Annotated in this window: 24 protein-coding genes and 1 pseudogene; 12 read left to right on the top strand and 13 right to left on the bottom strand. The window is 75.1% G+C overall.

The window, feature by feature from the left end:
- The first annotated feature begins 79 nt into the window (after positions 1 to 79).
- The 6 genes from ACR9E3_RS27535 to ACR9E3_RS27510 all read left to right on the top strand — a co-directional run bounded on the left by ACR9E3_RS27535 (position 80) and on the right by ACR9E3_RS27510 (position 6,448).
- On the top strand, positions 80 to 1,348 hold the full coding sequence (locus ACR9E3_RS27535; protein ID WP_460384003.1) for an AI-2E family transporter: 1,269 nt from the start codon (positions 80 to 82) through the stop codon (positions 1,346 to 1,348).
- Positions 1,349 to 1,505: 157 nt separating this feature from the next.
- Positions 1,506 to 3,158: a hypothetical protein gene (locus tag ACR9E3_RS27530; RefSeq protein ID WP_460384001.1), complete on the top strand. Its 1,653-nt coding sequence runs from the start codon at positions 1,506 to 1,508 to the stop codon at positions 3,156 to 3,158.
- A gap of 96 nt (positions 3,159 to 3,254) precedes the next feature.
- Positions 3,255 to 3,755, top strand: coding sequence for a hypothetical protein (locus tag ACR9E3_RS27525; RefSeq protein WP_460383999.1), 501 nt, complete (start codon positions 3,255 to 3,257; stop codon positions 3,753 to 3,755).
- 62 nt (positions 3,756 to 3,817) lie between these two features.
- Positions 3,818 to 4,669 (top strand): DUF4097 family beta strand repeat-containing protein, encoded by an 852-nt coding sequence (locus ACR9E3_RS27520; RefSeq protein ID WP_460383998.1) that lies wholly within the window; start codon positions 3,818 to 3,820, stop codon positions 4,667 to 4,669.
- 10 nt (positions 4,670 to 4,679) lie between these two features.
- Positions 4,680 to 5,651, top strand: coding sequence for an ATP-binding cassette domain-containing protein (locus ACR9E3_RS27515; RefSeq protein WP_460383997.1), 972 nt, complete (start codon positions 4,680 to 4,682; stop codon positions 5,649 to 5,651).
- The gene (locus ACR9E3_RS27510) at positions 5,648 to 6,448 is read left to right on the top strand and encodes an ABC transporter permease (RefSeq protein ID WP_460383995.1); all 801 of its coding nucleotides are present in this window, start codon (positions 5,648 to 5,650) and stop codon (positions 6,446 to 6,448) included. Before ACR9E3_RS27515 ends, ACR9E3_RS27510 begins: the two co-directional genes overlap by 4 nt.
- On the opposite strand, the gene ACR9E3_RS27505 is transcribed toward ACR9E3_RS27510, so the two are convergent.
- The 9 genes from ACR9E3_RS27505 to ACR9E3_RS27465 all read right to left on the bottom strand — a co-directional run bounded on the left by ACR9E3_RS27505 (position 6,445) and on the right by ACR9E3_RS27465 (position 17,077).
- Positions 6,445 to 8,805, bottom strand: a complete 2,361-nt coding sequence (locus ACR9E3_RS27505; RefSeq protein ID WP_460384111.1) for a RelA/SpoT family protein — start codon at positions 8,803 to 8,805, stop codon at positions 6,445 to 6,447. The genes ACR9E3_RS27510 and ACR9E3_RS27505 overlap by 4 nt on opposite strands.
- A gap of 425 nt (positions 8,806 to 9,230) precedes the next feature.
- Positions 9,231 to 9,776 carry an adenine phosphoribosyltransferase gene (locus ACR9E3_RS27500; RefSeq protein ID WP_460383994.1) on the bottom strand — a complete coding sequence of 182 codons (546 nt, stop codon included), beginning with the start codon at positions 9,774 to 9,776 and terminating at the stop codon, positions 9,231 to 9,233.
- Entirely contained in the window at positions 9,773 to 11,200 is a 1,428-nt protein-coding gene (secF, locus tag ACR9E3_RS27495) for a protein translocase subunit SecF (protein ID WP_460383993.1), read from the bottom strand. The genes ACR9E3_RS27500 and secF overlap by 4 nt, the downstream gene beginning before the upstream one ends.
- A complete protein-coding gene (secD, locus tag ACR9E3_RS27490; RefSeq protein ID WP_460383991.1) occupies positions 11,197 to 13,023 on the bottom strand; it encodes a protein translocase subunit SecD in 1,827 nt (608 codons plus the stop codon). The genes secF and secD overlap by 4 nt, the downstream gene beginning before the upstream one ends.
- Positions 13,024 to 13,124: 101 nt before the next feature.
- Positions 13,125 to 13,571, bottom strand: coding sequence for a preprotein translocase subunit YajC (yajC, locus tag ACR9E3_RS27485; RefSeq protein ID WP_460383990.1), 447 nt, complete (start codon positions 13,569 to 13,571; stop codon positions 13,125 to 13,127).
- 69 nt (positions 13,572 to 13,640) lie between these two features.
- Entirely contained in the window at positions 13,641 to 14,699 is a 1,059-nt protein-coding gene (ruvB, locus tag ACR9E3_RS27480; protein WP_460384110.1) for a Holliday junction branch migration DNA helicase RuvB, read from the bottom strand.
- A gap of 20 nt (positions 14,700 to 14,719) precedes the next feature.
- Positions 14,720 to 15,328 (bottom strand): Holliday junction branch migration protein RuvA, encoded by a 609-nt coding sequence (gene ruvA, locus ACR9E3_RS27475; RefSeq protein WP_460383988.1) that lies wholly within the window; start codon positions 15,326 to 15,328, stop codon positions 14,720 to 14,722.
- A gap of 46 nt (positions 15,329 to 15,374) precedes the next feature.
- Positions 15,375 to 16,316, bottom strand: coding sequence for an alpha/beta fold hydrolase (locus tag ACR9E3_RS27470; RefSeq protein WP_460383986.1), 942 nt, complete (start codon positions 16,314 to 16,316; stop codon positions 15,375 to 15,377).
- Positions 16,317 to 16,447: 131 nt separating this feature from the next.
- Positions 16,448 to 17,077: a crossover junction endodeoxyribonuclease RuvC gene (locus tag ACR9E3_RS27465; RefSeq protein ID WP_460384109.1), complete on the bottom strand. Its 630-nt coding sequence runs from the start codon at positions 17,075 to 17,077 to the stop codon at positions 16,448 to 16,450.
- A gap of 362 nt (positions 17,078 to 17,439) precedes the next feature.
- Here ACR9E3_RS27465 and ACR9E3_RS27460 point away from each other — a divergent pair.
- A pseudogene (locus ACR9E3_RS27460) lies at positions 17,440 to 17,886 on the top strand (nuclear transport factor 2 family protein); the annotation flags it as partial.
- Positions 17,887 to 17,904: 18 nt separating this feature from the next.
- Here the strand turns inward: ACR9E3_RS27460 and ACR9E3_RS27455 are convergent.
- Complete coding sequence (locus ACR9E3_RS27455; protein WP_460383985.1) at positions 17,905 to 18,525, bottom strand: alpha-ketoglutarate-dependent dioxygenase AlkB; 621 nt, start codon at positions 18,523 to 18,525, stop codon at positions 17,905 to 17,907.
- Positions 18,526 to 18,563: 38 nt separating this feature from the next.
- On the opposite strand from ACR9E3_RS27455, the gene ACR9E3_RS27450 reads away from it, so the two are divergent.
- A complete protein-coding gene (locus tag ACR9E3_RS27450) occupies positions 18,564 to 18,830 on the top strand; it encodes an acylphosphatase (RefSeq protein ID WP_460383984.1) in 267 nt (88 codons plus the stop codon).
- Positions 18,827 to 19,939: a winged helix DNA-binding domain-containing protein gene (locus ACR9E3_RS27445; protein ID WP_460383982.1), complete on the top strand. Its 1,113-nt coding sequence runs from the start codon at positions 18,827 to 18,829 to the stop codon at positions 19,937 to 19,939. The genes ACR9E3_RS27450 and ACR9E3_RS27445 overlap by 4 nt, the downstream gene beginning before the upstream one ends.
- Here the strand turns inward: ACR9E3_RS27445 and ACR9E3_RS27440 are convergent.
- The 3 genes from ACR9E3_RS27440 to ACR9E3_RS27430 are packed head-to-tail and all read right to left on the bottom strand — an operon-like array spanning position 19,923 to position 22,199.
- Positions 19,923 to 20,912, bottom strand: a complete 990-nt coding sequence (locus ACR9E3_RS27440) for an endonuclease/exonuclease/phosphatase family protein (RefSeq protein WP_460383981.1) — start codon at positions 20,910 to 20,912, stop codon at positions 19,923 to 19,925. The genes ACR9E3_RS27445 and ACR9E3_RS27440 overlap by 17 nt on opposite strands.
- A 2-nt stretch (positions 20,913 to 20,914) precedes the next feature.
- Positions 20,915 to 21,418, bottom strand: coding sequence for a GNAT family N-acetyltransferase (locus tag ACR9E3_RS27435; protein WP_460383979.1), 504 nt, complete (start codon positions 21,416 to 21,418; stop codon positions 20,915 to 20,917).
- A gap of 19 nt (positions 21,419 to 21,437) precedes the next feature.
- On the bottom strand, positions 21,438 to 22,199 hold the full coding sequence (locus ACR9E3_RS27430) for a YebC/PmpR family DNA-binding transcriptional regulator (RefSeq protein ID WP_460383978.1): 762 nt from the start codon (positions 22,197 to 22,199) through the stop codon (positions 21,438 to 21,440).
- Between the two features lie 192 nt (positions 22,200 to 22,391).
- Between ACR9E3_RS27430 and ACR9E3_RS27425 the strand changes: the two genes are divergently transcribed.
- The 3 genes from ACR9E3_RS27425 (at position 22,392) to ACR9E3_RS27415 (ending at position 24,979) form a co-directional block, all read left to right on the top strand.
- The gene (locus tag ACR9E3_RS27425) at positions 22,392 to 22,886 is read left to right on the top strand and encodes a PaaI family thioesterase (protein ID WP_460383977.1); all 495 of its coding nucleotides are present in this window, start codon (positions 22,392 to 22,394) and stop codon (positions 22,884 to 22,886) included.
- 109 nt (positions 22,887 to 22,995) lie between these two features.
- On the top strand, positions 22,996 to 24,420 hold the full coding sequence (locus ACR9E3_RS27420) for a PQQ-dependent sugar dehydrogenase (protein ID WP_460383975.1): 1,425 nt from the start codon (positions 22,996 to 22,998) through the stop codon (positions 24,418 to 24,420).
- Positions 24,421 to 24,505: 85 nt separating this feature from the next.
- Positions 24,506 to 24,979, top strand: a complete 474-nt coding sequence (locus ACR9E3_RS27415; RefSeq protein WP_460383974.1) for an SRPBCC family protein — start codon at positions 24,506 to 24,508, stop codon at positions 24,977 to 24,979.
- Positions 24,980 to 24,981: the final 2 nt, after the last annotated feature.

Below are 24,981 nucleotides of genomic sequence, written 5' to 3'. Positions count from 1 at the left end.
TGCTAGACGCCTCTGCACCGATCCAGCAGCGCTCCCACGACACCGAACGCCGCTCGGCACGCAGGGTTACGGTGCGGGGGTGACGCCGTCCGCCGCCCCGGACCCCGCCGCGGGCGACGGGGCCGATCATCCCGCCGGCGGCGTCCTGCTGCCGGACCGCAAGCGTCGCTGGCAGGTGCCCGCGGGCCTGGAGATCGCCACCGGGCTGGCCTGGCGCCTGCTGCTGCTCGCCCTCGCGCTCGCGGTGGTCCTGTACGTCCTGGGCCTGCTCGGCGCCGTCGTCGTCCCGGTCGTGCTCGCGCTGATCGCCGCCTCGCTGCTCGCCCCGTCGGCGCACGCCCTCTCGCGCATCCCGTGGCTGCCCCACGCGGTCGCGACGGCGATCGTGATCGTCGGCGGTGTCGCGCTCGTGAGCGCGGTCTTCTACGGCGTCGGGCTGGCCTTCGTCTCCGGCATCCCCGAGCTCTCCTCCCAGCTCGTCGCGAGCGTCGCCGGCATCCAGGAGTGGCTGCGCACGGGACCGCTCGGACTGAACAACGACCAGTTCACCGCGATCGGCAACCAGGTCCTCGCCACCCTCCAGTCCAGCCAGGCTTCGCTGGCCCAGAGCGCGCTCGGTGCGGTGAGCACCGTCGGCGAGGTCCTCACCGAGCTGCTGCTCGCGCTGTTCACGCTGATCTTCTTCGTCTACGACGGCGGGACGGTGTGGCGGTTCGTCCTGAAGGCCTTCCCCCGCCAGGCCCGCGACCGCGCGGACATCGCCGGGCGCCGGGCGTTCGCCTCGCTCGTGGGCTACACCCGCGCGACGATCCTCGTCGCCGCCGCGGACGCGATCACCGCGGGCGTGGGCCTGTGGCTGATCGGCATCCCGCTGCCGGTCCCGCTCGCCGCCCTGATCTTCTTCGGCGCCTTCGTCCCGACCCTCGGCGCCGTGGTGTCCGGCGTCGTGGCCGTGCTGGTCGCCCTTGTCAGCGGCGGGATCACCGACGCGCTGCTCGTCGTCCTGCTGCTCGTGCTGGTGCAGAACCTCGAGGGCTACATCCTCCAGCCCCTGCTGCTCGGGCGGTCGATCAAGCTCCACCCGCTCGCCGTGGTGCTGCCCATCGCCTGCGGGCTCGTGCTCGCCGGCATCGCCGGGGCCCTGCTCGCGGTCCCGCTCGTCACCGTCATCGACTCCGGCGTCCGGTCGCTCACCCGGCCCTCGGATGGCCCCGGCCTCGACCCGGACTCCGTGGACGCGCTCGACCCCCGCTCGGCCCGACCGGACTGGTACGACGTCGACCAGCCGCCGCGGAGCTTCGTGGCCCGCGCGGTCGACTCCCTGGCGCACCGGCGCTCGGCGGGCTAGGTCGACCCCCGGGGACGGAGAGATCCAGGACCGTCCGCGCGTCCATTCGGGTGACGTTGTTACACCGGTGGCCCGTCTGGCGATGCACCGCACGGATCACGCACGGGGGCCGTGCGGTCGGATCCTGACATCCGGGGGGATCGCCATGGGGGGTTCGGTGAGCGCGGCCCACGCCGCCGCCGAGGACACGAGTGCCGGGGACCGCGGGACGGTGCGCCGACGACCGTGGTCGGTGGCGTGGAGCGCGGTGGTGGCCGTGGTCGCCGCGGTGCCGGTCGTCGCCGTGCTGCTGCCCGCACAGCTGGTGGTGATGGACGGCGGCCTGCACCTGTCATCGTCGGTGGCCCTGCGCTCGACGGTGACGGGCCGGTGGCCCGAGCTCCTCTCGTGGCGCCCCGGGCTGCCCCCGAACCTCACGGTCGAGCTGCTGATGGCCGCGCTGAGCGGCCTGGTCGACCCGGACGTCGCCGTCCGCGCGGTCGTCGTGCTGGCACTCGTCGGTTTCGCCGTCGCGGCGGTGGTCCTGGTCCGCGCCGCGGGGGCGCCGCCGTGGACGGCACTGCTCGTCCTGCCGATGCAGATGAACGCGATGGTCATGGTGGGCCTGCTGGGCTTCCTCGTCGCGGTCACCCCGGCCCTGCTCGCCGTCGCCCTGGTGCTGCGACGGCCCGGGCGCTTCTCGGTCGCCGCGGTCACGGCCCTCCTGGTGCTCACCTGGCTCACCCACCTCGTGCCGGCACTCGCGGGCCTGGTCGGCGTGGTCGCGGTGGTCGTCGCCCACGAGCTGCCCGGTGCGCCCGGTGGCGCCGTGCGGGCCCTGCGCCGCCTGGCCGCCCCGGTGGTGGTCGTACTCGGGCTCACGGTGCTCTTCCTCCTCGCCGGCGGCACCGACGGGTCCCGCGGGGCGTCGCCCTTCGGCGGCGGTCTCGACGTCCTCGAGCTGCGGACGCCCCTGATCGCGCTCGCCCAGCCCGAGTACCTCCTCGCCCGCGTGCTGTCCGTCGCGCTGTACGGCGCGGCGGTGGTGCTGGTGCTCCAGCGGTGGCGCCGCGGCGCGCTCCGGCCGGTCGCGGCGGACGGGCTGCTGGTGGCCGCGGTCGTGCTGGGTGTCGCCGCGGCCGTGGCACCGGACCGGATCGGCTCCACCTCCTACGTGGCGGGCCGGCTCTCGATCTTCCTGCCGATCTTCCTCGGGGCGTGGGTCGCCACCGGCTGGACGACGACGCCCGACCGGTGGGCCCGCCGCGCCGTCGCCGCGGCCGCGGCATTGGCCACCGTCGTCGCCCTCGCGGTCCCGCTGGCCCGGGTCCCGGCGATGGCGTCGTTCGGTCAGGACCTCGCCGAGCTGCGCGGCCTGGCGCCGTGCGTCCCGTCGGGGGCGACGATCGCCCAGCTCAGCGTCGACGGCGGGCACGACCGCGCGGTCCGGCTCACCCCGACGGTCGACCTGGCCGGGTACCTCGCGGTCGAGCGGGGTCTCCTCGACCTGCGCAACGTCTCCGGCTCGGTGTCGTACTACACGTGGTCGCTCGCTCCCGGCGCCCGACCGGTCCCCGCGCTGGCGCCGGTGGACGAGGCACTCGACGACGTCCCCCCGAGGATCACCCTCGGCGCGGCCGTCGAGCGCGGCTACCCCCTCCAGACGGTCGTCGTGTACGGACGCCGCGACGCCGCACCCGACGTCCTCGACGACCCCGGGTGGCGCGGCACCGAGGCCGACCTCGTCCGCGACTTCCGGCGGGTGCGGACGACCCCGACCGGGCTGGCCGAGCTGTGGGTCCGCAAGGACGTGGTCTCACCCTGCGGCTGATCCCGCCCGCTATGGCCCCGGCCGCCACGCCGTGATGGCGCCATCCTGGCGCCGAGAATGCTTGCCCATGGCACCATCAGGTGCCACAGTGGCGCCATGCAGCTGAGCGAGTACGTCGACCGGCTCCACGGGGAGTTCGCCGCCGCGGCCGAGGCGGCGGGCCCGGAGGTCCGGGAGGCCGCCGAGCGGCTCGTGACGCCGCTCGACGCGGCGGTGCGGCTCGTGCTGCTGGAGGCCCTGGCCGCGGCGGCCGAGGAGATCACCCTCGACCTCGCGCCCGGGTCGGTCCACCTGCGCCTGCGCGGCCGGGATCCCGACTTCGTCATCGACGGTGTCGGCCCGGTCGCGCCCGCCGAGCCGGCCACCGCCGCGGTCTCGGCCTCGCCGGCGCCCGCCGAGGTCCCGGTCGCCGACACCGGGCCGGCGGCGCGCGTCAACTTCCGCCCGCCCGAGAGCCTCAAGGCCCGCATCGAGTCCGCCGCCGCGCGCGACGGGCTCTCGGTCAACACCTGGCTCACCCGCGCCGCGACCGCGGCGCTCGAGCCCCGTACCGACGCCGCGCCGGCCCGGTCCGCCCGCGGCGGCTGGTTCGGCTAGCGGCCCACCCACCAGCACCACCGGACTCACGGGATCCAGGGATCCCGAGGAGGCGATGACCCGTGCCCACGTTCGACACCCCCGGACCCGTCACCGCGAGCGTCGACCTGCCGATCGGCGACCTGCGCGTCGTGGCGAGCGACCGCACCGACACCACCGTCGAGGTCCACTCCTCGAGCGGTGACCGCGCCGAAGCGGAGGCGGTGCGCGTCGAGCTCGTCGGCGACGAGCTCCGCGTCCAGGGCCGCAGGCTCGGCCTGCGCACCCTGCTCGTCCCCACCCCCGGGCGATCCCTCGAGGTCGAGATCGCCCTGCCCACCGGCTCGTCCCTCACCGCCCGCTCGGGCTACGGGGGCGTGCAGGTCGAGGGCGGCATCGCCGGCTGCCGCGTGGAGACCGCGTACGGCGACGTCCGTCTCGAGGACGCCGGACCGGTCGACCTCACCACGAACTACGGCGCGGTGCGCGTCACCGGCACGGTGGACGGCGACGCGACCGTGGTCGCCGACCACGGCGAGGTGCGGCTCGGGCGGATCACCGGCGACGCCGACCTGCGCACCAAGCACGGCACCATCCGCGTCGAGGAGGTCGGCGGCACCGCCCGCCTCACCGGCGTGCACAACGACCTCGAGCTCGAGGCCGCCACCGCCGACGTCGTCGCGCGGAGCGCCTACGGCCGCATCCGTCTCGGCCGCGTCGTGCGCGGCGAGGTCACGCTCACCAGCACCCACGGCCGCCTCGAGGTGGCCGTCGACCCGGCGAGCGCCGTGTGGCTCGACGTCGACACCCGCGGTCGCGTGCGCAACGCGCTCGAGCCCCGGCCTGGCCCCGAGGGCTTCGCCGAGAGCGTCACCGTGACCGCCCGCTCGCAGGACGGCGACGTCGTCGTCCGCCGATCCGTCACCACGTCCTGAGGAGACTCCCGTGCCCGGACCCGCGATCCTCGCCCAGGGGCTGCGCCACGCCTACGGCGACCACACCGTGCTCGACGGCATCGACCTGCGGGTCGAGGAGGGCTCGATCCACGCCCTGCTCGGACCGAACGGCGCCGGCAAGACCACCGTCGTGCGCATCCTCTCGACCCTCGTCACCCCCACCGCCGGCGACGTCCGCGTCGCCGGCCACGACCTCGCCGCCGACCCGGAGCGCGTCCGCGCGGCGATCGGTGTCACCGGGCAGTTCTCGGCGGTCGACGGCCTGCTCACCGGCACCGAGAACCTCCGGCTCATGGCCGACCTGCGCCACCTGGGGCGCCGCGAGGGCCGCCGACGCACCGCCGAGCTGATCGAGCGGTTCGACCTCGCCGCGGCCGCCGGCCGCCCGGCCGCGACGTACTCCGGCGGCATGCGCCGGCGGCTCGACCTCGCCATGACGCTGCTCGGCGACCCCCGGATCGTCTTCCTCGACGAGCCGACCACCGGCCTCGACCCGCGCAGCCGCCGCGATCTGTGGGACGTGGTGCGCGAGCTCGTCGCCGACGGCGTGACGATCCTGCTGACCACGCAGTACCTCGAGGAGGCCGACCAGCTCGCCGACCGCGTGGCCGTGCTCGACGGGGGCCACGTCGTCGCCGACGGCAGCCCGGCCGCGCTCAAGGCACGCGTCCCGGGCGGTCACGTCCGGCTGCGCTTCGCCGACGCCGCGGCGCTCGACCGTGCCGGGGCCCGCCTCGGCCCCGGCGCACCCGACGTCGCGGCGCTGACGCTCGACGTCGCCGCGGACGGCACCCCTCGTGCGCTGCGCGACCTGCTCGACCGCTGCGACGCGGTGTGCGACGAGGGCGACCTCGTCGGCGTCACCGTCCACACCCCCGATCTCGACGACGTGTTCCTCGCCCTGACCGGACGCGAGGCGCAGCGCAGCCGGACCACCGACCCGACGGAGGTCGCCGCATGACCACGGTCGCCCCGCCCACGCACACCCTCACCGACACGGGGGTGATGGTGCGCCGCAGCCTGCTGCGGATGCGGCGCTACCCGTCGCTGACGATCATGCTGATCGTCTTCCCGCTGCTGTTCCTGCTGCTGTTCGTCTACGTCTTCGGCGGCACCCTCGGCGCCGGCCTCGGCGGCCCGGGCGCCGGGCGGGCCGAGTACCTCGCCTACCTCGTGCCCGGCATCCTGCTCGTCACCGCGGCCTCGATCGCGCAGGGCACGGCGATCACGGTCGCGATGGACATGACCGAGGGGATCGTCGCCCGCTTCCGCACCATGTCGATCGCCCGCAGCTCCGTGCTCACCGGGCACGTGGCCGGGGCCGTCGTCCAGACGGTCCTCGCCCAGGTCGTGGTGCTCGCCGTCGCGCTGCTGCTCGGCTACCGGCCCTCCGGCGGGCTCACCGGATCCCTCGCCGCGCTCGGGGTCCTGGCCGTGGTCGGCGTCGCCCTGGCCTGGCTGTCGGTCGCGCTGGGCATGCTCGCCCCGAGTGTCGAGACCGCGAGCAACCTGCCGATGCCGCTGGTCTTCCTGCCGTTCCTGGGCAGCGGGTTCGTGCCGGCGGAGTCGATGCCCGCGGGCCTGCGGTGGTTCGCCACCTACCAGCCGTTCACGCCGATGACCGAGACCGTCCGCGGCCTGCTCGCCGGCACCCCCGTCGCGGGGTCGACCCTCGCGCTCGCCCTCGCTTGGTGCGTCGCGATCGGCCTCGGCGGCCTGCTCGGCGCCCGCCGCCTCTACGCCCGGTCCCGCTCCTAGCCCGCGGAGGTCACCCGGTACACGTCGTAGACGCCCTCGACGTTCCGCACCGCCTTGAGGACGTGACCGAGATGCTTCGGATCGCCCATCTCGAACGAGAAGCGGCTCACCGCGACCCGGTCGCGCGAGGTGGTGACCGACGCCGACAGGATGTTGACCTTCTCGTCGGCGAGCACCTTGGTGATGTCGGAGAGCAGGCGGTGCCGGTCGAGGGCCTCGGCCTGGATCGCGACGAGGAACAGCGCGCTCGACGACGACGCCCAGTGGACGTTGACCAGTCGCTCGGGCTCGCTGCGCAGCTCGTCGGCGTTGGTGCAGTCGGTGCGGTGGACGCTGACGCCGCCGCCGCGGGTGACGAAGCCGAGGATCCCGTCGCCGGGCACCGGCGTGCAGCAGCGCGCGAGCTTGATCCAGACGTCGGAGGAGTCGGACCCGTCGCCGCCGTCCTCCATGTCGTCGATGACGACGCCGACGTCGCCGGTGCCGCGGCGGCGCTGGACCGTGGAGGGCGTCGCGCGGTCGGCGAGGTCCTCCTCGGTCTGCTCCACGCCGCCGAGCAGCGCGACGAGCCGCTGCACGACGTGGCGGGCCGAGACGTGGTGCTCGCCGACGGCGGCGTAGAGCGCCGAGACGTCGGCGTAGCGCAGCTCGTGGGCCAGGGCGGCCATCGAGTCGGCCGAGACGAGGCGCTGCAGCGGCAGGCCGGTGCGGCGCGCCTCGCGGGTGATCGCCTCCTTGCCGCCCTCGATCGCCTCCTCGCGGCGCTCCTTGGCGAACCACTGCTTGATCTTCTGCTTGGCCCGCGGGGACGCGACGAACGACAGCCAGTCGCGCGACGGGCCGGCGCCCTCGGCCTTCGAGGTGAAGATCTCGACGACCTCGCCGTTCTCGAGCGCGCGCTCGAGGGCGACCAGCCGGCCGTTGACCCGACTGCCGATGCACTTGTTGCCGACCTCGGTGTGCACGGCGTACGCGAGGTCGACCGGCGTCGACCCGCTGGGCAGCGTGATGACGTCGCCCTTGGGCGTGAAGACGAAGATCTCGCGGGTGGCGAGGTCGTAGCGCAGCGACTCGAGGAACTCGCCCGGGTCCGCGGCCTCGCGCTGCCAGTCGAGCAGCTGGCGCATCCACGCCATCTCGTCCAGCTCGAGGGTGCCGTCGCCGTTGCTGGACGCCTTGTGCGAGCCGTGCGAGCCGTGGGCGCCCTTGTACTCCTTGTACCGCCAGTGCGCGGCGATGCCGTACTCGGCGGTGCGGTGCATCTCGTGGGTGCGGATCTGCACCTCGAGCGGCTGCCCGTCCGGGCCGATCACGGTGGTGTGCAGCGACTGGTACACCCCGAAGCGGGGCTGGGCGATGTAGTCCTTGAACCGCCCCGGCATCGGCTGCCACAGCGCGTGGACCATGCCCATGGCGGCGTAGCAGTCGCGCACGTCCTCGACCAGCACCCGCACGCCCACCAGGTCGTGGATGTCGTCGAAGTCCTTACCCTTGACGATCATCTTCTGGTAGATCGAGTAGTAGTGCTTCGGGCGGCCGAGCACCTCGGCCTTCACCCGCGCCTCGGTGAGCTGGCCCGACACCTCGTCGATCACCTTGCGCAGGTAGGTGTCGCGGCTCGGCGCGCGGTCGGCGACCAGGCGGACGATCTCGTCGTAGCGCTTGGGGTGCAGGATCGCGAACGCGAGGTCCTCGAGCTCCCACTTGACCGTCGACATCCCGAGCCGGTGGGCCAGCGGCGCGAGCACCTCGAGCGTCTCGCGGGCCTTCTTCGCCTGCTTCTCCGGCTTGAGGAAGCGCATCGTGCGCATGTTGTGCAGCCGGTCGGCCAGCTTGATGACGAGCACCCGGGGGTCGCGTGCCATCGCCACGACCATCTTGCGGATCGTCTCCGCCTCGGCCGCCGCGCCCAGCTGGACCTTGTCGAGCTTGGTGACGCCGTCGACGAGGTGGGCGACCTCCGCGCCGAAGTCGGCCGAGAGCTTGTCCAGCGAGTACGCGGTGTCCTCGACGGTGTCGTGCAGCAGCGCCGCCACGAGCGTCGTGGTGTCCATGCCGAGCTCGCCGAGGATCGTCGCGACGGCCAGCGGGTGGGTGATGTAGGGGTCGCCGCTCTTGCGCATCTGGCCGTCGTGGAACTGCTCGGCCGTGTCGTAGGCGCGCTGCAGCGTGCCCATGTCCGCCGACGGGTGCAGCTCCCGGTGCACCGCGGCGAGCGGCTCGAGCACCGGCTTCACGCCGCCGGAGCGCTGGGCGGTGATCCGCCGCGCGATCCGCGCGCGGACGCGGCGCGTCGCCGACGGCGGACGCGTGGTGTTGACCGGCGGGGCCGGCGAGAGCCCGGCGGCGTCGAGCACCGCGTCGTCGCCGGTGTCGTGGCCGTTCCCGTTCGGGCTCGGGTCGGGTGCGTGCGTGGTCGGCGTGCCGTCGTCCGGGGCCGCCTCGGGGCCCGGACCGGTGGCGCGGGGGGTGCCCGCGGCGTCGACGTCCTGGCTCACGCGTCGTCCTTCCCTCCCGGGCGAACGGCGGACCCGCGCCCGCCCTGCGTCCGGAATCCATCCAGCGTATCCCCGCGTGCACGGCGTGTCCGGGCGGTCGGGTACCGAAAGGGCGATCGGTCGCCCGCGATCGGTACGCGTGGGTGACGCCGGTGGCCCCGGTCGGGGCGCTCCGGTCCGCGCGACGGGCGGTCCGGCGGCCGTCGCCCCCGGCGCGGGGAGCGGACGAGCGGCGCGCCCGGGAGACCCGCCCGGTCGCGATCAGCGGGCGGTCAGCGGTGGGACTACTTCGCGAGGAGGGCGTGCACGGGGTGGCCGTCGAGCCGGTCGCGACCGTGCAGGGCGGGCAGCTCGAGCACCACCGACACGGCCCCCACCCGCGCTCCCGCGCCCTCGACCAGCGCGCACGCGGCGGCCGCGGTGCCCCCGGTGGCGAGCACGTCGTCGACGAGCAGCGCCCGCGCCCCGGGCCGCAGCACGTCGGCGGGGAGCTCGAGGGTCGCCGAGCCGTACTCGAGGTCGTAGGACTGCGACGCGGCGACGACGGGCAGCTTGCCCTGCTTGCGCACGGCGACGACGCCGACCCCGAGCGACTGGGCCACGGCGGCGCCGAGCAGGAACCCGCGGGCCTCGATGCCGACGACGACGTCCGCGCCGTGCTCGGCGCCCGCCGCGAGCAGCCGCGTCGTCGCGGCCAGCCCGGCGCCGTCGGCGAGCAGGGCGCTGAGGTCCCAGAACCGGATGCCCGGCGTCGGGAAGTCCGGGATGTCGCGCAGCAGGCCGGCGACCCGGTCGAGGTCGGCGGCCGGGTCGGTGGTCGAGGCGCTCACTTGCGGCGCTTGCCCGAGGGGCGTGCGGCCTTGCCTGCGGGGCGGGCACCGGGTCGGGGCGCGGCCGAGCGGGCGCCCGATCCGGGCGCGGCGCGGCCGGCTCCGGCGGCGGCGACCTCGCGGGTGTCGAGGACGTCGGTGGCCGGAGCGGAACGGTCGGGCCGCGGCTCCCCCGCCTCGGCGCCGTCGCCGCCGGCCGCGCGCCGCGCGACCTTGGCCCGGCGGTTCGCGACCTTCTGGGCCTGCGCGGCCCACTTCTTGTCGCGCATCGCGAGGTCGGAGACGATCGGCGTGGCCAGCAGGATCGACGACGCGGCGCCGATGATCGTGCCCACGAGCTGGACGAGCGCGAGGTCGCCGAGCACGCCGACACCGAGCAGCACGACGCCGACGACGAACAGGCCGATCAGCGGCAGCGCGGCGATCAGCGAGGTGTTCAGCGACCGCATCAGCGTCTGGTTGACCGCGAGGTTGGCCGCCTCGGGGTACGTGCGGCGCGTGAGCCCCAGCAGGCCGCGGGTGTTCTCCCGGACCTTGTCGAACACGACGACCGTGTCGTAGAGGGAGAACCCGAGGATGGTCAGCAGGCCGATCACCGTCGCCGGCGAGACCTCGAAGCCCACCAGCGAGTAGACGCCGGCGGTGATGATGATGTCGTTGGCCAGGGCGATGAGGGCCGCGAACGCCATCCGGCGTTCGAAGTAGAACGACAGGTAGACCGTCACCAGCACCAGGAACACCGCGAGCGCGATGAGCGCCTGGCGGGTGATCTCCCCGCCCCAGCTCGCGCTGACGGCGCTGTCGGAGATCGCGTTCTGGTCCGGCGCGCCGGACGTCCCGAGCGGCTGGAACTGGGTGAACAGGGCCTGGCGCAGCGCGACGACCTGGCCGATGTCGAGCCGCTCGGACCGGATGATGATCGTCGCGGTGGCGCCCTGGCCCGCGGACTGCACCGACGTCGCCGGGAAGCCCAGCGCCTGGGCGTAGGTCCCCTCGACCTGCTGGCTCGTGATCGGGCCGGTGGCGCCGACGGCCGGCATCTGGACGCTGGTGCCGCCCTCGAAGTCGATGCCGAAGTTGAAGCCGCGGATGACCATCGACAGGATGCAGACGACGAGCGCGGCGCCGAAGATCGCGTACCAGGTCTTCGAGCGCCCGACGATGTCGAGCCCGCCGTTGCCGCGGTAGAGCGAGTCGAGACGGCTGCGCCGGCGCGGGCGGTCCCGGGTCGCCGGCTCGTCGGCCTCGTCGGCGTCCTCGGCGTCGGCCTCGTCGATCGCCGCGTCGAGCTCGGGGTCCTCGGCGGCGTCGGCGTCCTCGAGGTCGTCGGCGGCCGGGTCGAGGCGGTCGTCGTCGACCGGCGTGTCCACGGAGGTGTCGCCGGCCCGGTTCCCGGCGCGGCGGCGTCCGGTGGGGCGGGTCATCGCGCACCTCCCCGTCCCGCGCGGCTGCGCGTGCGGTCGGACGGGGAGCCGTCGGGGCTGCCGTTCCCGGGGCCGGTCCCCGGGCGACCCCCGGCGCGGCGGGCCCCGGGCCGGGGCGTCGTCGACCCCTTCCTCGGCCCGGGGACGTGGCGCACCACCTCGCCCAGGCCGGACCAGGCGGGGCTGGAGAACAGGCGCGAGTTCGACGCCATGGCCAGCAGGGGGTGCGTCACGAGGAACACCACGACGAGGTCGAGGACGGTGGACATGCCCAGGGTGAAGGCGAAGCCCTTGACCTGGCCGACGGCGAGCACGTAGAGCACCACGGCGGCGAGGAAGCTCACCGCGTCGCCGGAGAGGATCGTGCGTCTCGCGCGTATCCATCCGCGGGGTACCGCCGAGCGGAAACTTCGTCCCTCGCGGACCTCGTCCTTGATCCGTTCGAAGAAGATCACGAACGAGTCGGCGGTGATGCCGATCGCCACGATGAACCCGGCGACGCCCGCGAGGTCGAGGGTGAAGCCGATCGTGCGCCCGAGCAGCACGAGCACCGCGTAGACCACCGCGCCGGACAGGATCAGCGACAGGATCGTCAGCACGCCGAGCGCCCGGTAGTAGAAGAGCGAGTAGATGAACACCAGCGCGAGCCCGACCAGCCCGGCGATGAGACCGGCCTGCAGGGACGCGTACCCGAGCGTCGCGGACACCGTCTGCGCCTCGGAGGTGTCGAACGACAGCGGCAGCGACCCGTAGCGCAGGACGTTCGCGAAGTCGGTGGCCGACCCCTGGTTGAAGTTGCCGGAGATCTGCGCGTTGCCGTCGAGCAGCGGCTGGACGATCCGCAGCGCCGAGACCACCTGCGAGTCCAGCACGACCGCGTTCGAGTTGTTGACGTTCGCGCTGGTGTAGTCGGCCCACGTCGTCGCCGGCTGGCCGCCCTTGAAGGCGAGGTTGATGATCCAGCCGACGCCCTGGGGGTTCGGGTTGGGCGTCGCGCTCGCCACGTCGGTGCCCGAGAGGATCGCCGGGCCGAGCAGGTACTTCTCGGTGCCCTCGCGGTTGCACGACACCAGCGGCTTCGCCGGGTCGTCGTAGCCCCGCAGCGGGTCCTCCACCGCGCAGTTCAGCGCCAGCGCCGCCTGCTCCTGCACCGCCGGGTCCTCGCTCTGGCGGGTCGTCTTCGCCTCGGCGATCGCCTGGGCGAGGCGCGGGTCCTGCGAGGTGCCGCCGCCGGCCTCGGCCCCGGGCGGTGGCGTGGGGACGGGGGGCTGGGCGGGCCGGTCGGCGCCGGCGGGCGGGCCGAGCGGGGCGCTCTGCCCGCCGGGGGTCTGCCCCGGCGTGCCGGCGCCGCTCGCGCCGCCCTGCTGTCCCGGCGCCTGACCGGCCGCGCCCTGGTCGCCCGGCTGCCCCTGTTGACCGGGCTGACCCGGCTGCTGGTTGGCCGGGATCGGGCCGCCGAGCACCGGCCGGAAGTACAGCCGCGCGGTCTGGCCGAGCGAGCGCGCCTGGTCGCCCTCCTGGCCGGGGACGGTGATGACGAGGTTGTTGCCGTCCTGCACCACCTCGGCGCCGCTGACGCCGAGCCCGTTGACGCGCTGGTCGATGATCTGGCGCGCCAGGTTGAGCTGGTCGTTGGTCGGCGGCGCCCCGGTCTCGGTGCGCGCCGTCAGCGTCACCCGCGTGCCGCCCTGGAGGTCGATGCCGAGCTTCGGCGTCGGGGACCCGTCCCCGGTGAAGAACACCAGTCCGTAGAGCGCCGCGACGACCACCACGAAGGCGGCGAGGTAACGCCCGGGCCGGAATCGGACGGTCGGAGGGGCCACGCTGCGTTGCTCCAGGAAGATCGGGTCGGTGAGCCGGTGGGCTCGACGCGAGGGTAGGCGCCGGGCCCGACGCTCCCGGCGCCGCCCCGCCTCCTACGGCGTCAGGAGCTGCGCGGCGACGAGACGTTGTCGGTCGCGTCGGACGCGGCGTCCTTCTTGTCCGCCGCGATGTCCGACTTCGCCGGCGAGCCGTTCGTGCCCGCGTCCACGACCGGGGTGGACTCGGTCGGCACCGACGACTCCGGCAGCGCCTCGTGCGCGGTGTCGTCGTCGGTGTGCTCGGCGCCCGCGTCGCCCACGAGGGTCTCGCGGACCGCGGCGCGCAGCCAGGTGGTGACGACGTCCGGGGCGATCTCGAGGTCGATGGTGCGCTCGTCGTCGACGTCGACCACCGTGCCGCTGATGCCCGAGGTCATGACGACCACATCGCCGACCTTGATGCTGTTCTGCAGCTCCTTCTGCTTGTTCTCCTGCTTCTTGCGCTGCCGGCTGGACATGAACACCAGACCGATCATGAACAGGATGAGCAGGGGGAAGATCAGGTCCATCGTTCTCCGATCAGCGGGCGGGCGCGGCGGCGGTGCGCCCGGCGTGTGTCCGATTCCGAGTCTGCCAGCTCATCCGAACAGCGTGCCCTGGCCCCGCTCGTCGTCCGGCGCGTCGAACGCCGTAGGAGGCGCCTCCTGACCCAGATGGCGCCACGCGGCGGCCGTCGCGACTCGCCCGCGTGGCGTACGGGCCAGCATCCCGGCCCGCACGAGGTAGGGCTCGCAGACCTCCTCGACCGTGCCGGGCTCCTCCCCCACCGCCACGGCCAGCGTCGACACCCCGACCGGCCCGCCGCCGAAGCTGCGGACCAGCGCACCGAGCACGGCGCGGTCGAGCCGGTCCAGCCCGAGCTCGTCGACGTCGTAGACGGCCAGGGCCGCGCGGGCGACGTCGCGCGTCACGGCGCCGTCGGCGCGGACCTCCGCGTAGTCGCGCACGCGGCGCAGCAGGCGGTTGGCGATGCGCGGCGTGCCCCGGGAGCGCCGGGCGATCTCGGTGCCGCCGTCGGGGCGCAGGTCGACCTCGAGGATCTGCGCGCTGCGCCGCAGCACCAGCTCCAGGTCGGACGGCTCGTAGAACTCCATGTGCCCGGTGAACCCGAAGCGGTCCCGCAGCGGGCCGGTGAGCGAGCCGGCCCTCGTCGTGGCGCCGACGAGCGTGAACGGCGCGACGTCCAGCGGGATCGACGTCGCGCCCGGGCCCTTGCCGACCACGACGTCGACCCGGAAGTCCTCCATCGCGAGGTAGAGCATCTCCTCCGCGGGCCGGGCCATGCGGTGGATCTCGTCGATGAACAGCACGTCGCCCTCGACGAGGTTCGACAGCATCGCCGCGAGGTCGCCCGCCCGCTCCAGCGCCGGACCGCTGGTGATGCGCACGGCGGCGCCGAGCTCGTGACCGATGATCATCGCCAGGCTGGTCTTGCCGAGGCCGGGCGGGCCGGAGAGCAGCACGTGGTCCGGCGGCCGTCCGCGGCGCATCGCCCCTTGGAGGACGAGGTCGAGCTGCTCGCGGACCCGGGGCTGGCCGATGAACTCCGTCAGCCGCGCGGGCCGCAGGCGGTTCTCGAGATCGGACTCGCCGTCGGCGGCCGTGCTCGCCAGCGCCCGCTCGAGCGACTCCTCCATCTCGTCCGCGTGCGGCTCGTTCATCGCGGGCCCAGGCGGGAGAGCGCCGCGCGCAGGACGGCCGAGGAGTCGGACGGCCCGCCGTTGCCCAGCACCTCGTCGACCGCCTTCTCGGCGGGCTTCGCGGCGAACCCGAGCCCGACGAGCGCCTCGACCACCTGGTCGCGCAGGCTGCCCGTGGCGACCGGACTCGCGGCCACCTCGCCGTCGGCGGCGTCCGCGGCGCTCGGCGGGGCCACCTTGTCGCGCAGCTCGACCACGAGGCGCTCGGCGCCCTTGCGCCCGATGCCCGGCACGCTCATCAGCGTCGTGAGGTTGCCGTCGGCGAGGGCGTGGCTCAGCGCCGCCGGGTCGAGCACGGCGAGGGTCGCCAGCGCGACACGTGGCCCGACCCCGGACACCGTCTGCAGCAGCAGGAACATCTCGCGCTCGGCGTTGTCGGCGAAGCCGAAGAGCGTCAGCGAGTCCTCCCGGACCACCAACGCGGTGTCGAGCCGGGCGGACTGTCCGCGGCGCAGGCGGGCGAGCGTGGCCGGCGTGGCCTGCACGGCCAGCCCCACGCCGCCGACCTCGACCACCGCGTGGTCGAGCCCGACCGAGAGCACCTCCCCGCGCACCGACGAGATCACCGCTGGACCCTCCCGACGTCGCGGCTGGCGAACACGCGTTCGAAGGTTACCGGCCGCCCCCGACGGTCCCGCGGACCGCCGCGCCGCCCTCCAGGTACTCCGCGACCACCGGCGCGAGGACCGCCGGGACGACGAAGTGCTCCTGGCCCGCCATCGTGCGGTGCTCCGCGCCCGGGACCGCCGCGGCGAGCGCGGCGACGGCGTCGCGCACCCACCCGGGGCTCGCCGCGCCGTCGAGGGCGAGCAGCGGGACGGTGAGGGCGGCGAGACGCGCCGCCGGCAGCACGTCGCGCGTCACGAGCGCGACGTCGTGCGGCAGTGACGGGGCCAGCGCGACCGTGCCCGCCCAGAACGGGGTGGCGCGCAACCGCTCGACCGGGGCCGGCGCGGCCGCCGGGAACCCGCCGAGGAACGCCGCCGCGGCGTCGTCGTCACGGCCCTCGCGCAGCGCGGTCATGGTGGCGACGGCGAGGTCACGGCGCGCGCCGGCGTCCGCACCGTCGACCCGCCACGGCGCCTCGTGGGCGACGACCCGGCCCGCCGGCACGCCCCGCATCACCGCCTCGAGCACCAGGACCGCGCCCGCCGAGTGCGCGTAGTGGGCGGGCGCGGGGCCGGCGTGCCCGCCACCGGCGTGCTCTCCACCGGCGTGCTCGCGGCCGGCGTGCTCGCGGCCGGCGTGCTCGCCGCAGGCGTGCTCGACGACGGCGGCGAGGTCGGCAACCTCGGCGGCCACGAGCGTCTCGCCGTCGGGACCGAGCGGATCGAGCGCGGGATCGGGCGCGCCGCCGCTGTCGCCCCGGCCGCGGCGGTCCCAGAGGTGCACCGTGAACCGGTCGGCCAGCGCCTGCGCGAGCAGCCGGACGCCCGCCCGGCCCTGCAGTGCCCCGGTCGTGAGGACCAGCGGTGGCCCGGCGCCGAGCGTCTCGACCTCGATCCGCGTCCCGTCAGCGGAGATCACGTGCTCGGGGGCGGGGCGCGCGGTCACGGTCGCTCGGTCACGGTCGCTCGGTCACGGTCGACCGATCACGGGCGCTCGGCGTGTCGCGTGAGCGAGCGTGTGGCGATCCTGGCGTGGGACGCCAGGAAAGCCGCATCGCTCGAACACCCGCGCCCCGGTCAGCGCGGGGCCTTGCCGGCCCGGCTCGGGGTGCTCGGGGTGCTCGGGGTGCTCGGGGTGCCTGTCCGGCTCGCCTTGCGGGCGGCGGCGAGGCGGGCGCGGTGGCGCTTGGTGACCTCGGCGGCACGGGCCTCCGCCTCGGCCATGCGCGCGATCATCGGGGCGCGCCAGCAGTGGCAGACGGCGAGCGCGAGGGCGTCCGCGGCGTCCGCGGGGCGCGGGGCGGTGTCGAGCGCGAGCACGCGGGTGACCATGGCCGTCACCTGCTCCTTGCCCGCCCGGCCCGACCCGGTGACCGCGGCCTTGACCTCGCTCGGCGTGTGGAACGCGACCGGCAGCCCGGCCCGCCCGGCGACGAGCGCGACCACCCCGCCCACCTGGGCGGTGCCCATCACCGTGCGGACGTTGTGCTGGGCGAACACGCGCTCGACGGCCACCACGTCCGGCCGGTGCTCGGCGATCCACGCCTCGACGACGTCGGCCACGGCGCCGAGGCGCTCGGCGACCTCGGCGTCGGGCGGGGTGCGGACCACGTCGACCGCCACGGCACGCACGGCCCGGCCGCCGCGGCCCTCGACCACGCCGAGACCGCAGCGCGTCAGCCCGGGGTCGACGCCCAGCACCCGCATGGCCCGCGACGCTACGCGGCGCGGGGTCGGCGGCCCGCCCACCTCCCCCGACGCGGCGTGTCCCGCGCCGCCCGTGATCAGGAGCACCTGGTGCACCGGCCCCCGACCTCGGCGGTGGACCACGCGCCCCTGATCTCCCCGGGCAGCGCCGACGCCCGCGGGAGCCGCACCTACTGCATGATCGACACGAGTCAGGACCTGCGGAACGTGCCGGTCGCCACGCCACCGGTCGCGCGAGGACACTCGTGACACTCTCGGGAGATCGAGATGGAGAGCCCGCCGACAGCCGGTGACCCGCCGGCCGCCCCAAGGCGGCCCGCGCGAGGAGGAGCGAGCCCGTCACCACGAGCCGGACCGAGGAACCCCGTCCGCCGTTCCCGCCGTTCGACGAGGAGTCGGCGCGCGCGAAGGTGCTCGCCGCCGAGAACGCGTGGAACACCCGCGACCCGGAGAAGGTCGCGCTGGCCTACACGCTGGACACGGTGTGGCGGAACCGCGACGAGTGGGTCACAGGGCGCGCGGAGGTCGTCGACTTCCTGACCCGCAAGTGGGAGCGCGAGCGTGACTACGTGCTCCGCAAGTCGCTCTGGACCTACGCCGGCCACCGCATCGCGGTGCGCTTCCAGTACGAGTGCCGCGACGCCGCCGGGCAGTGGTGGCGCAGCTACGGCAACGAGAACTGGGAGTTCGCCGACAACGGCCTCATGCGCCGGCGCGAGGCCAGCATCAACGACCTGCGGATCGCCGAGGAGGACCGCCGCCTCCGCGGCCCCCGCGAGGACGGGGACACGAGCGAGATCCCGATCTGACGACGACTCCGACGACCGCTACGGCCGTGGCCCCGGGTCGTCGTGGCGGAACGTGACGCTGACCCGCGGGCCGGCGCCGGGCCATTTCGGCACCGTGTGCTGCCAGTCGTGCTGGCAGCGCCCGCCCATGACGAGGAGGTCGCCGCCCGCGACGGTCAGCCGCGTCGAGGTCCCGCCCGCCAGCGGCCGCAGCCCGAAGCGCCGCGGCGCGCCCAGGGACACGATCGCGACGATCGGCGCCTCGTGGGTGAACCGCACGCGGTCGCCGTGCCAGGCCACGGAGTCGGCGCCGTCGCGGTAGTAGTTGCACCCCACGCGGTCGAACCGGACGCCGTAGCGCCGGGTGAGGACCTCGGCGACGGCGGGCAGCGGGCCCGGGGCCTCGTCGATGCGCCACCCGCACGTCAGCCGCGGCTCCATGACGTCCTGGTCGTACATCCGGCGGCGCCGCTGGTCCCACGGTGCCTCGGCCACGATCGCGTCGAACCACGCGTCCGCGCCGGCGATCCAGGCCGGGGCCAGGTCGACCCACGAACGGTCGTCGAGCACGATGCGCCGCAGGACGACCGCCGGGTCGACCTCCGGGCTCCCCGCGTCCTCGCCGCCCCCGAACAGGGAGGGCGTCCACGCGGCGGTCACCCGATGAGTAGAACACACGTTCGAACGGAGTGCGAGAGGTGCAGAGCAAGCACATCGTCGTCCACGGGCGCGTGCAGGGCGTCTTCTACCGCGCGAGCGCCCGGGACGCCGCCGGTGACCTCGGCGTCGCCGGCTGGGCGCGCAACCGCGACGACGGCACCGTCGAGATGGTCGTCGAGGGCGAGGACGACGCCGTCGACAAGATGATCGCCTGGGCGCGGGAGGGGTCGCCGCACGCCCGGGTCACCGACGTCGAGGTGACCGACGCCGAGCCGCAGGGCCTGCGCACCTTCGAGACCTCGTGACGGCCACGCCGGAGATCAGCCCGGCGCAGGTCCGCCGCTTCCGCCTGCACCGCCAGTTCCTGGTCCACCGCGACGGAGACGGCCCCGTCGGCATCGCCCGCCGGCTGGTCGGGGTCCAGGCGCAGGTGCCCTCGGCCGCGGCGCAGGCGGTGGGCATCCGCACGGGCGCGGGCACCGCGGACGACGGCGCCGTCGAGGCCGCGCTGACCGCGGGGACGCTGGTGCGCACGTGGGCGGCCCGCGGCACGCTGCACCTGCTCGCCGCCGACCAGGCGCCCGCGCTGCTCTCCCTGCTGGCCTCGGCGCGGTCGTGGGACAAGGGCTCGTGGCAGCGCGAGTTCGCCACCGCCGAGCAGATGCGCGCCCTCGAAGCGGCCGTCGTGGCGGTGTTCGCCGACCACACCGCGCCCCTCACCCGCGACGAGCTCACCGCCGCGCTCACCGCCCACAGCGGCCACGCCGACCTGACCGGCGCGCTGGGCTCCGGCTGGGGCACGGTCCTCAAGCCGCTCGCGTGGCAGGGACTGCTCTGTCACGGCCCGGCCGCCGGGCAGCGGGTGACGTTCACGAGCCCGGCGCGCGCGCTCCCGGGCTGGCCCGGCCTGCCCGACCCCGACGAGGCCGCCCGCACGATCATCCCGGCCTTCCTCGCCGCCCACGGGCCGGCGAGCCCCGAGGCCTTCGACGCCTGGCTCCTGCGCGGCGGCACGAAGAAGGCCCGGCTCCGGAGCTGGTTCGCCGGTCTCGTCGCCGACGGGACGCTCACCGCGGTCACCGTCGACGGCGCGGCCCGCTACGCCGCCACCGCCGATCTCGAGGACCTCCGCGGCGCCGACCCCGTCGGCCCGCGCCTGCTCGGCCCGTTCGACCCCTACGTGCTCGGCGCCGGCACCGCCGACCCCGACCTCGTGCCCCCGGAGCACCGCACGGACGTCAGCCGCGCCGCCGGCTGGATCGCGCCCGTGGTCGTCGACGACGGCCGCGTGGTCGGCACGTGGAGCCTCGACGACGGCGCGGTCGCCCCGTTCGACGGGCCGGTCACCGGGCTCGCGGAGGAGCGCGCCGCGTGGGAACGGGTGCTGGGCCGCCCGCTCACGCCCCCGGGCTGAGTCCCCGGTCCGAGCGCGACACGAGCACCGTGACGACGAGCGCCGCGTGGTCGGTGGCGGGGATGCGCGACGTCGCGAGGTCCACCGGCGTCACCGGGCCGGACACGAGCACGTGGTCGATCGCCGCGAACGGCGGGACGGCCCGGTCGGTGGGCCACGTCCCGTGCAGCGCGTCCCCGAGCTCCCGCGCCGAGTCCGTCCAGGTGCTCGAGATCAACTCCCGCAACGGCCGGTGGTCGAGCGTCGCGTTGAGGTCCCCGACGATCAGCCGCGGCGGCCCGTCGAGCCCCGCCGGGCCGGGCAGGTCGGTGATCTCGCGGGCCCAGCCCTCGGGGTCGTCACGGAAGACCGGTGCCGCCGGGTGGGCGACGACGACGTCGACCGGCGCGGCCGGCGTCAGCACGCGGGCCGTCACCTGCGAGAACACCCCGGGCCGCAGGGGCAGGCCCGACGGCGCCAGCGGGTGGCGCGCGACCAGGGTCGTGCCACCCGCGCCGCTGCGCGCCATCGACGCGCGGAACGGCAGCTCCGCGCCCAGCCCGGCCTCGTCGAGGCGCCGCTCCGCCGCGGGCGTCACCTCCTGCAGCCCCAGGACCTCGACCCGCCGCTCGCGCACCAGCGCCACGACGGCGGCCGGGTCCGCCCGGCCGAACTGCAGGTTCACGGTCGCCACGACCACCGCAGCGCTGGTCGGCCCGGGGCGGATCATCGGGTCGCCGTACGGCACGGCACGGGGCACGACCACCGCGGCGAGCGCGAGCGCGGCCACCACGGCGACCACCCCCACGGCCCACCGCCGCAGCACCAGGGCCAGCACGGCCACGACCGCGGCGACGACGGCCACCGCCGGCGTCAGCGGCAGCAGGGCGAACGCCGTCGGGGACCCGGCGGGCGCCCACCACCAGAACGGGACCCAGAGGGCGACGACGGCCGCGGCGAGCCCGAGCAGGACCCCGACGACGCGCGAGCTCACCCTCACCGCGGCGCCAACCGCTCCATCCGCAGCAAGTCGACGCCCGCGCTGTCGACCCGCCGCCCGGTCTCCTCGTAGCCCGCGCGCCGGTAGAGCCGCAGGTTCTCCTCGCTGCGGGCGCCGGTGACGAGCCAGGTCACGTCGCCGGGGGCCAGCTCGCCGTGCGCGCGCTCGAGCAGCGCCCGGCCGATGCCGTGGCCCTGCGCGTCGGGAGCGACCGAGAAGCGGGCGAGCTCCGCGCAGCCGGAGCCGCTGCCGATGCCGCCGCCGACACCGCCCCGCAGGCGCACCGACCCCACGAGCCGCTGCCCCGCCCACGCGCCGAAGCCGCGGACGTCGCCCCGGCCGAGGTCCGCGGCCAACGCGGCGACGGTCTCGCGCAGCGGCGGGATCTCGGTGGTGCCGTAGCGGCGCGCCTCGGAGAGGTACGCGGCGTACTGCACGGTCAGCGCCTCCCCCGCGTCGGCGCCGTGGAGCGCGGCCACGACGCACGGCACCGTCGTCACGGGCGAGGTGTCATGCCGGTCAGCCGACCTCGGCCATGACCTCGTCCGAGGCGTCGAAGTTCGAGTAGACGTTCTGGACGTCGTCGGAGTCCTCGAGCGCGTCGATGATCCGCAGGACCTTCCGCGCGCCGTCGGCGTCGACCTCGACGTTCATCGACGGGACGAACGACACCTCGGAGGAGTCGTAGTCGAAGCCCGCCTCCTGCAGCGCCTTGCGGGTCTCGACGAGGTCCGAGGGGTCGGTGAGGACCTCGAAGCTCTCGCCGTAGTCGTTGACCTCCTCCGCGCCGGCCTCGAGGACGGCGAGCAGCAGGTCGTCCTCGGCGAGCTCACCGGACGCCTGCGCCTTCGGGACGATGAGGACGCCCTTGCGGGTGAACAGGTACGCCACGGAGCCCGGGTCGGCCATCGCGCCGCCGTTGCGGTTCATGGCCGTGCGGACCTCGCCCGCCGCGCGGTTCTTGTTGTCGGTGAGGCACTCGACGAGCACCGCCACCCCGCCCGGGGCGTAGCCCTCGTAGGTGATGGCCTGGTACTCGGCCCCGCCGGCCTCGGCGCCCGAGCCGCGCTTGACCGCGCGGTCGATGTTGTCGTTGGGCACCGACGTCTTCTTCGCCTTCTGGATGGCGTCGTAGAGCGTCGGGTTGGCCGCGGGGTCGCCGCCGCCGGTGCGCGCCGCGACCTCGATGTTCTTGATCAGCTTGGCGAACATCTTGCCGCGCTTCGCGTCGATCGCGGCTTTCTTGTGCTTGGTGGTCGCCCACTTGGAGTGGCCGCTCATCGCTCCCGCCCTTCGTCTCGCACGCACCGCTCCCGGGCTGGTCCTGCTGGGCCCGGCCGGCGCTGGTGGCGGTGTCCACCGCGCACGCTTCCGACGGTCCAGTCTACCGACGGCCCCGCGCGGCGGGCGGGACGGTACGGTGCGGAGACATCTGGGTCCCGATCCGATACTCAGCACGGCGACAGGAGCACGATGGACGTCACGACGCGCGAGCGCACCCACTCCTGGTCCGACCCCCGCGAGCTCGCCGCCGCGGCGGGCTCGCGCAGCGGCCTCGAGTTCCTGCAGGCCATGGCGGACGGCACCCTCCCGCCGCCGCCGATCATGACGCTGGTCGGGGCGGCGGTGGCGTCGGTGGAGCCCGGTCGCGTCGTGTTCACCGTCGAGCCTGCGGAGTTCCACTACAACCCGATCGGGTCGGTGCACGGCGGCATCTACGCGACGCTGCTCGACTCGGCGGCCGGGTGCGCCGTGCACAGCACCCTGGAGGCCGGGGTCGCCTACACGAGCCTGGATCTCTCGGTGAAGTTCCTGCGCAAGCTCACCGCCGACTCCGGCACCGCCCGCGCCACGGGTCACGTCGTCCACGCCGGGCGCAGCACGGCGCTGGCCCGTGCCGAGCTCGTCGACGGGGCGGGGCGCCTCGTCGCCGAGGCCACCTCGAGCTGCCTGATCCTGCGGGGCTGAACCAGCCCACGCCCGCATCCGAACACGGGCCCGGGCGCGCGGAGCACCCGGCCGTGTGGTGCGCTGGCGTCCGTCGGAACGTCGGGACGAGTCGAGACGAAGGGGCGCGATGCCTGCCGCGAGACCGTGGAGACGCGCCGCGACGGGGGCCACCGCGGTCCTGCTCGCGCTGGCCGCTGCCTGTGGTGGGGCCGCCACCCCACCCGCGGCGCCGGGCAGCTCGCCCGCGGCTCCGGCCGACCCCGCGCGGACGGCGTCGGCCGGCCCCACCGGCGGCGAGGGGCCCGCTCCCTCGGGCGCGGCCACCGAGGGCCTGACGCCGGTGCCCGTCACGGTGCCCGCCGGCATGGGCGACGACCCGTTCAACGCCCCCCGCCAGGCGCTGGTGCCGCCCGGCTGGTCGATGGCCGTGTGGGCGCGCGTGCCCGGCGCCCGGATGGAGGCGTTCGCCCCCGACGGGGCCCTGCTGGTCTCGCGCCCCGGCGCCGGCGAGGTCGTGCGGCTGGTCGCCGGGCCGAACGGTCCGACGAGCACGCCGCTGGTCGACGGGCTGACCCAGCCGCACGGGCTGACCTTCGTCGGGAACACCCTCTACATCGCCGAGAGCAACGCGGTGCGGTCCTACCCGTACCAGGGCGGCTCGCTCGGCGCGCCGACCACGGTCGTCGACGACCTGCCCGACGCGCGGAGCCCCGACCTGCGCGGCGCCTACGCGCACGCGCTCAAGAGCGTCGCGGTCGGCCCGGACGGCTCGGTGTACGTCTCGGTCGGCTCCACCGCCAACGTCTCGCCCCAGGACCGGGACTCGACCCCGCAGCGGGCGTCGATCCTGCGCATCCCGCCGGGCGGCGGTGCCGCGGAGCCGTACGCCCGCGGCGTGCGCAACGGCACCGGCCTGGCCGTCGCCCCGGACGGCGCGGTGTGGACCGCGGTCAACAACCGCGACAACATCCCGTTCCCCTACGACCGCCCCTACGGCGACGACGACGGGTCGGCGCGCGGGCGCGTCATCCCCGACTACGTCGACGACCACCCGCCCGAGGAGCTCGCCCGGCTCTACCCCGGCCGCGACGTGGGGTGGCCGTTCTGCAACCCCGATCCCGACGTGAACCCGGGCGTGGCCGGCAGCGCGGTCGACCCGTCCGATGTCCCGTTCGTCGCCGATGCCGAGACGAACCCCGACGGCCGCGCGCTGGACTGCCGGTCGCTGACGCCGATCGAGCAGACGATGGGCGCCCACTCGGCGCCGCTCGGGCTCGCCTTCGGCACGCTCCCGGCCCCGTACGGCCAGGGCGCGCTCGTCGGCGTGCACGGGTCGTGGAACCGCCAGACGCCCCGCGCGCCGGAGGTCTCGTTCTACTCGTGGCGGGGCGGCGCGCTCGACGGGCAGCGCACCCTCGTCGGCGGCTTCCAGGGCCCCGACGGCTCCCGCTGGGGGCGGCCCGTGGCCGCGGTGCAGGGGCCCGACGGGGCCGTCTACATCACCGACGACGGCGCGGACGCCGTCTACCGCCTGGCCCCGCCCGGACGCTGACGCTGCGCCGATCCAGTCGTGCCCAACCGTTTGCGTGCCGGACGTGTGGGGCACGACACCTCCGTCCACCAACGGAGGGGAATCCATGAGTGAGCAGGTCACCGTCACCCGCACCGTCGACGCGCCGCCCGAGCAGATCTTCGCGCTGCTCAGCACGCCCGCCCGCCACCACGAGTTCGACGGCGCCGGCATGCTGCGGGGCGTCGACGGTGAGGGTGCGGTCAGCGGCATCGGCGACCAGTTCGTCATGAACATGCGCAACGACGTGCTGGGCGACTACCAGATGCTCAACACCGTCACGGCCTACGACCAGGACCGCCGGATCGGCTGGGCGCCGCAGCTGCACCCGATCGACGGCTACACCGACAAGCTCGGGAACGTCACCGCGAAGGGCCACACGTGGACCTGGGAGCTCGCGCCCTCGGGCGGCGGCACCGAGGTCACCCAGGTCTACGACTGGAGCGGGGTCCAGGACGCCGACTTCAAGGGCTTCTTCCCGCTCGTGACCGAGGACCAGATGACGCAGACGATCGACAAGGTCGCCGACGCGGCGCGCTGACG

The organism is Actinomycetospora sp. C-140, from assembly GCF_054796175.1.
This window is presented reverse-complemented; position numbering and strand designations above follow the sequence as displayed.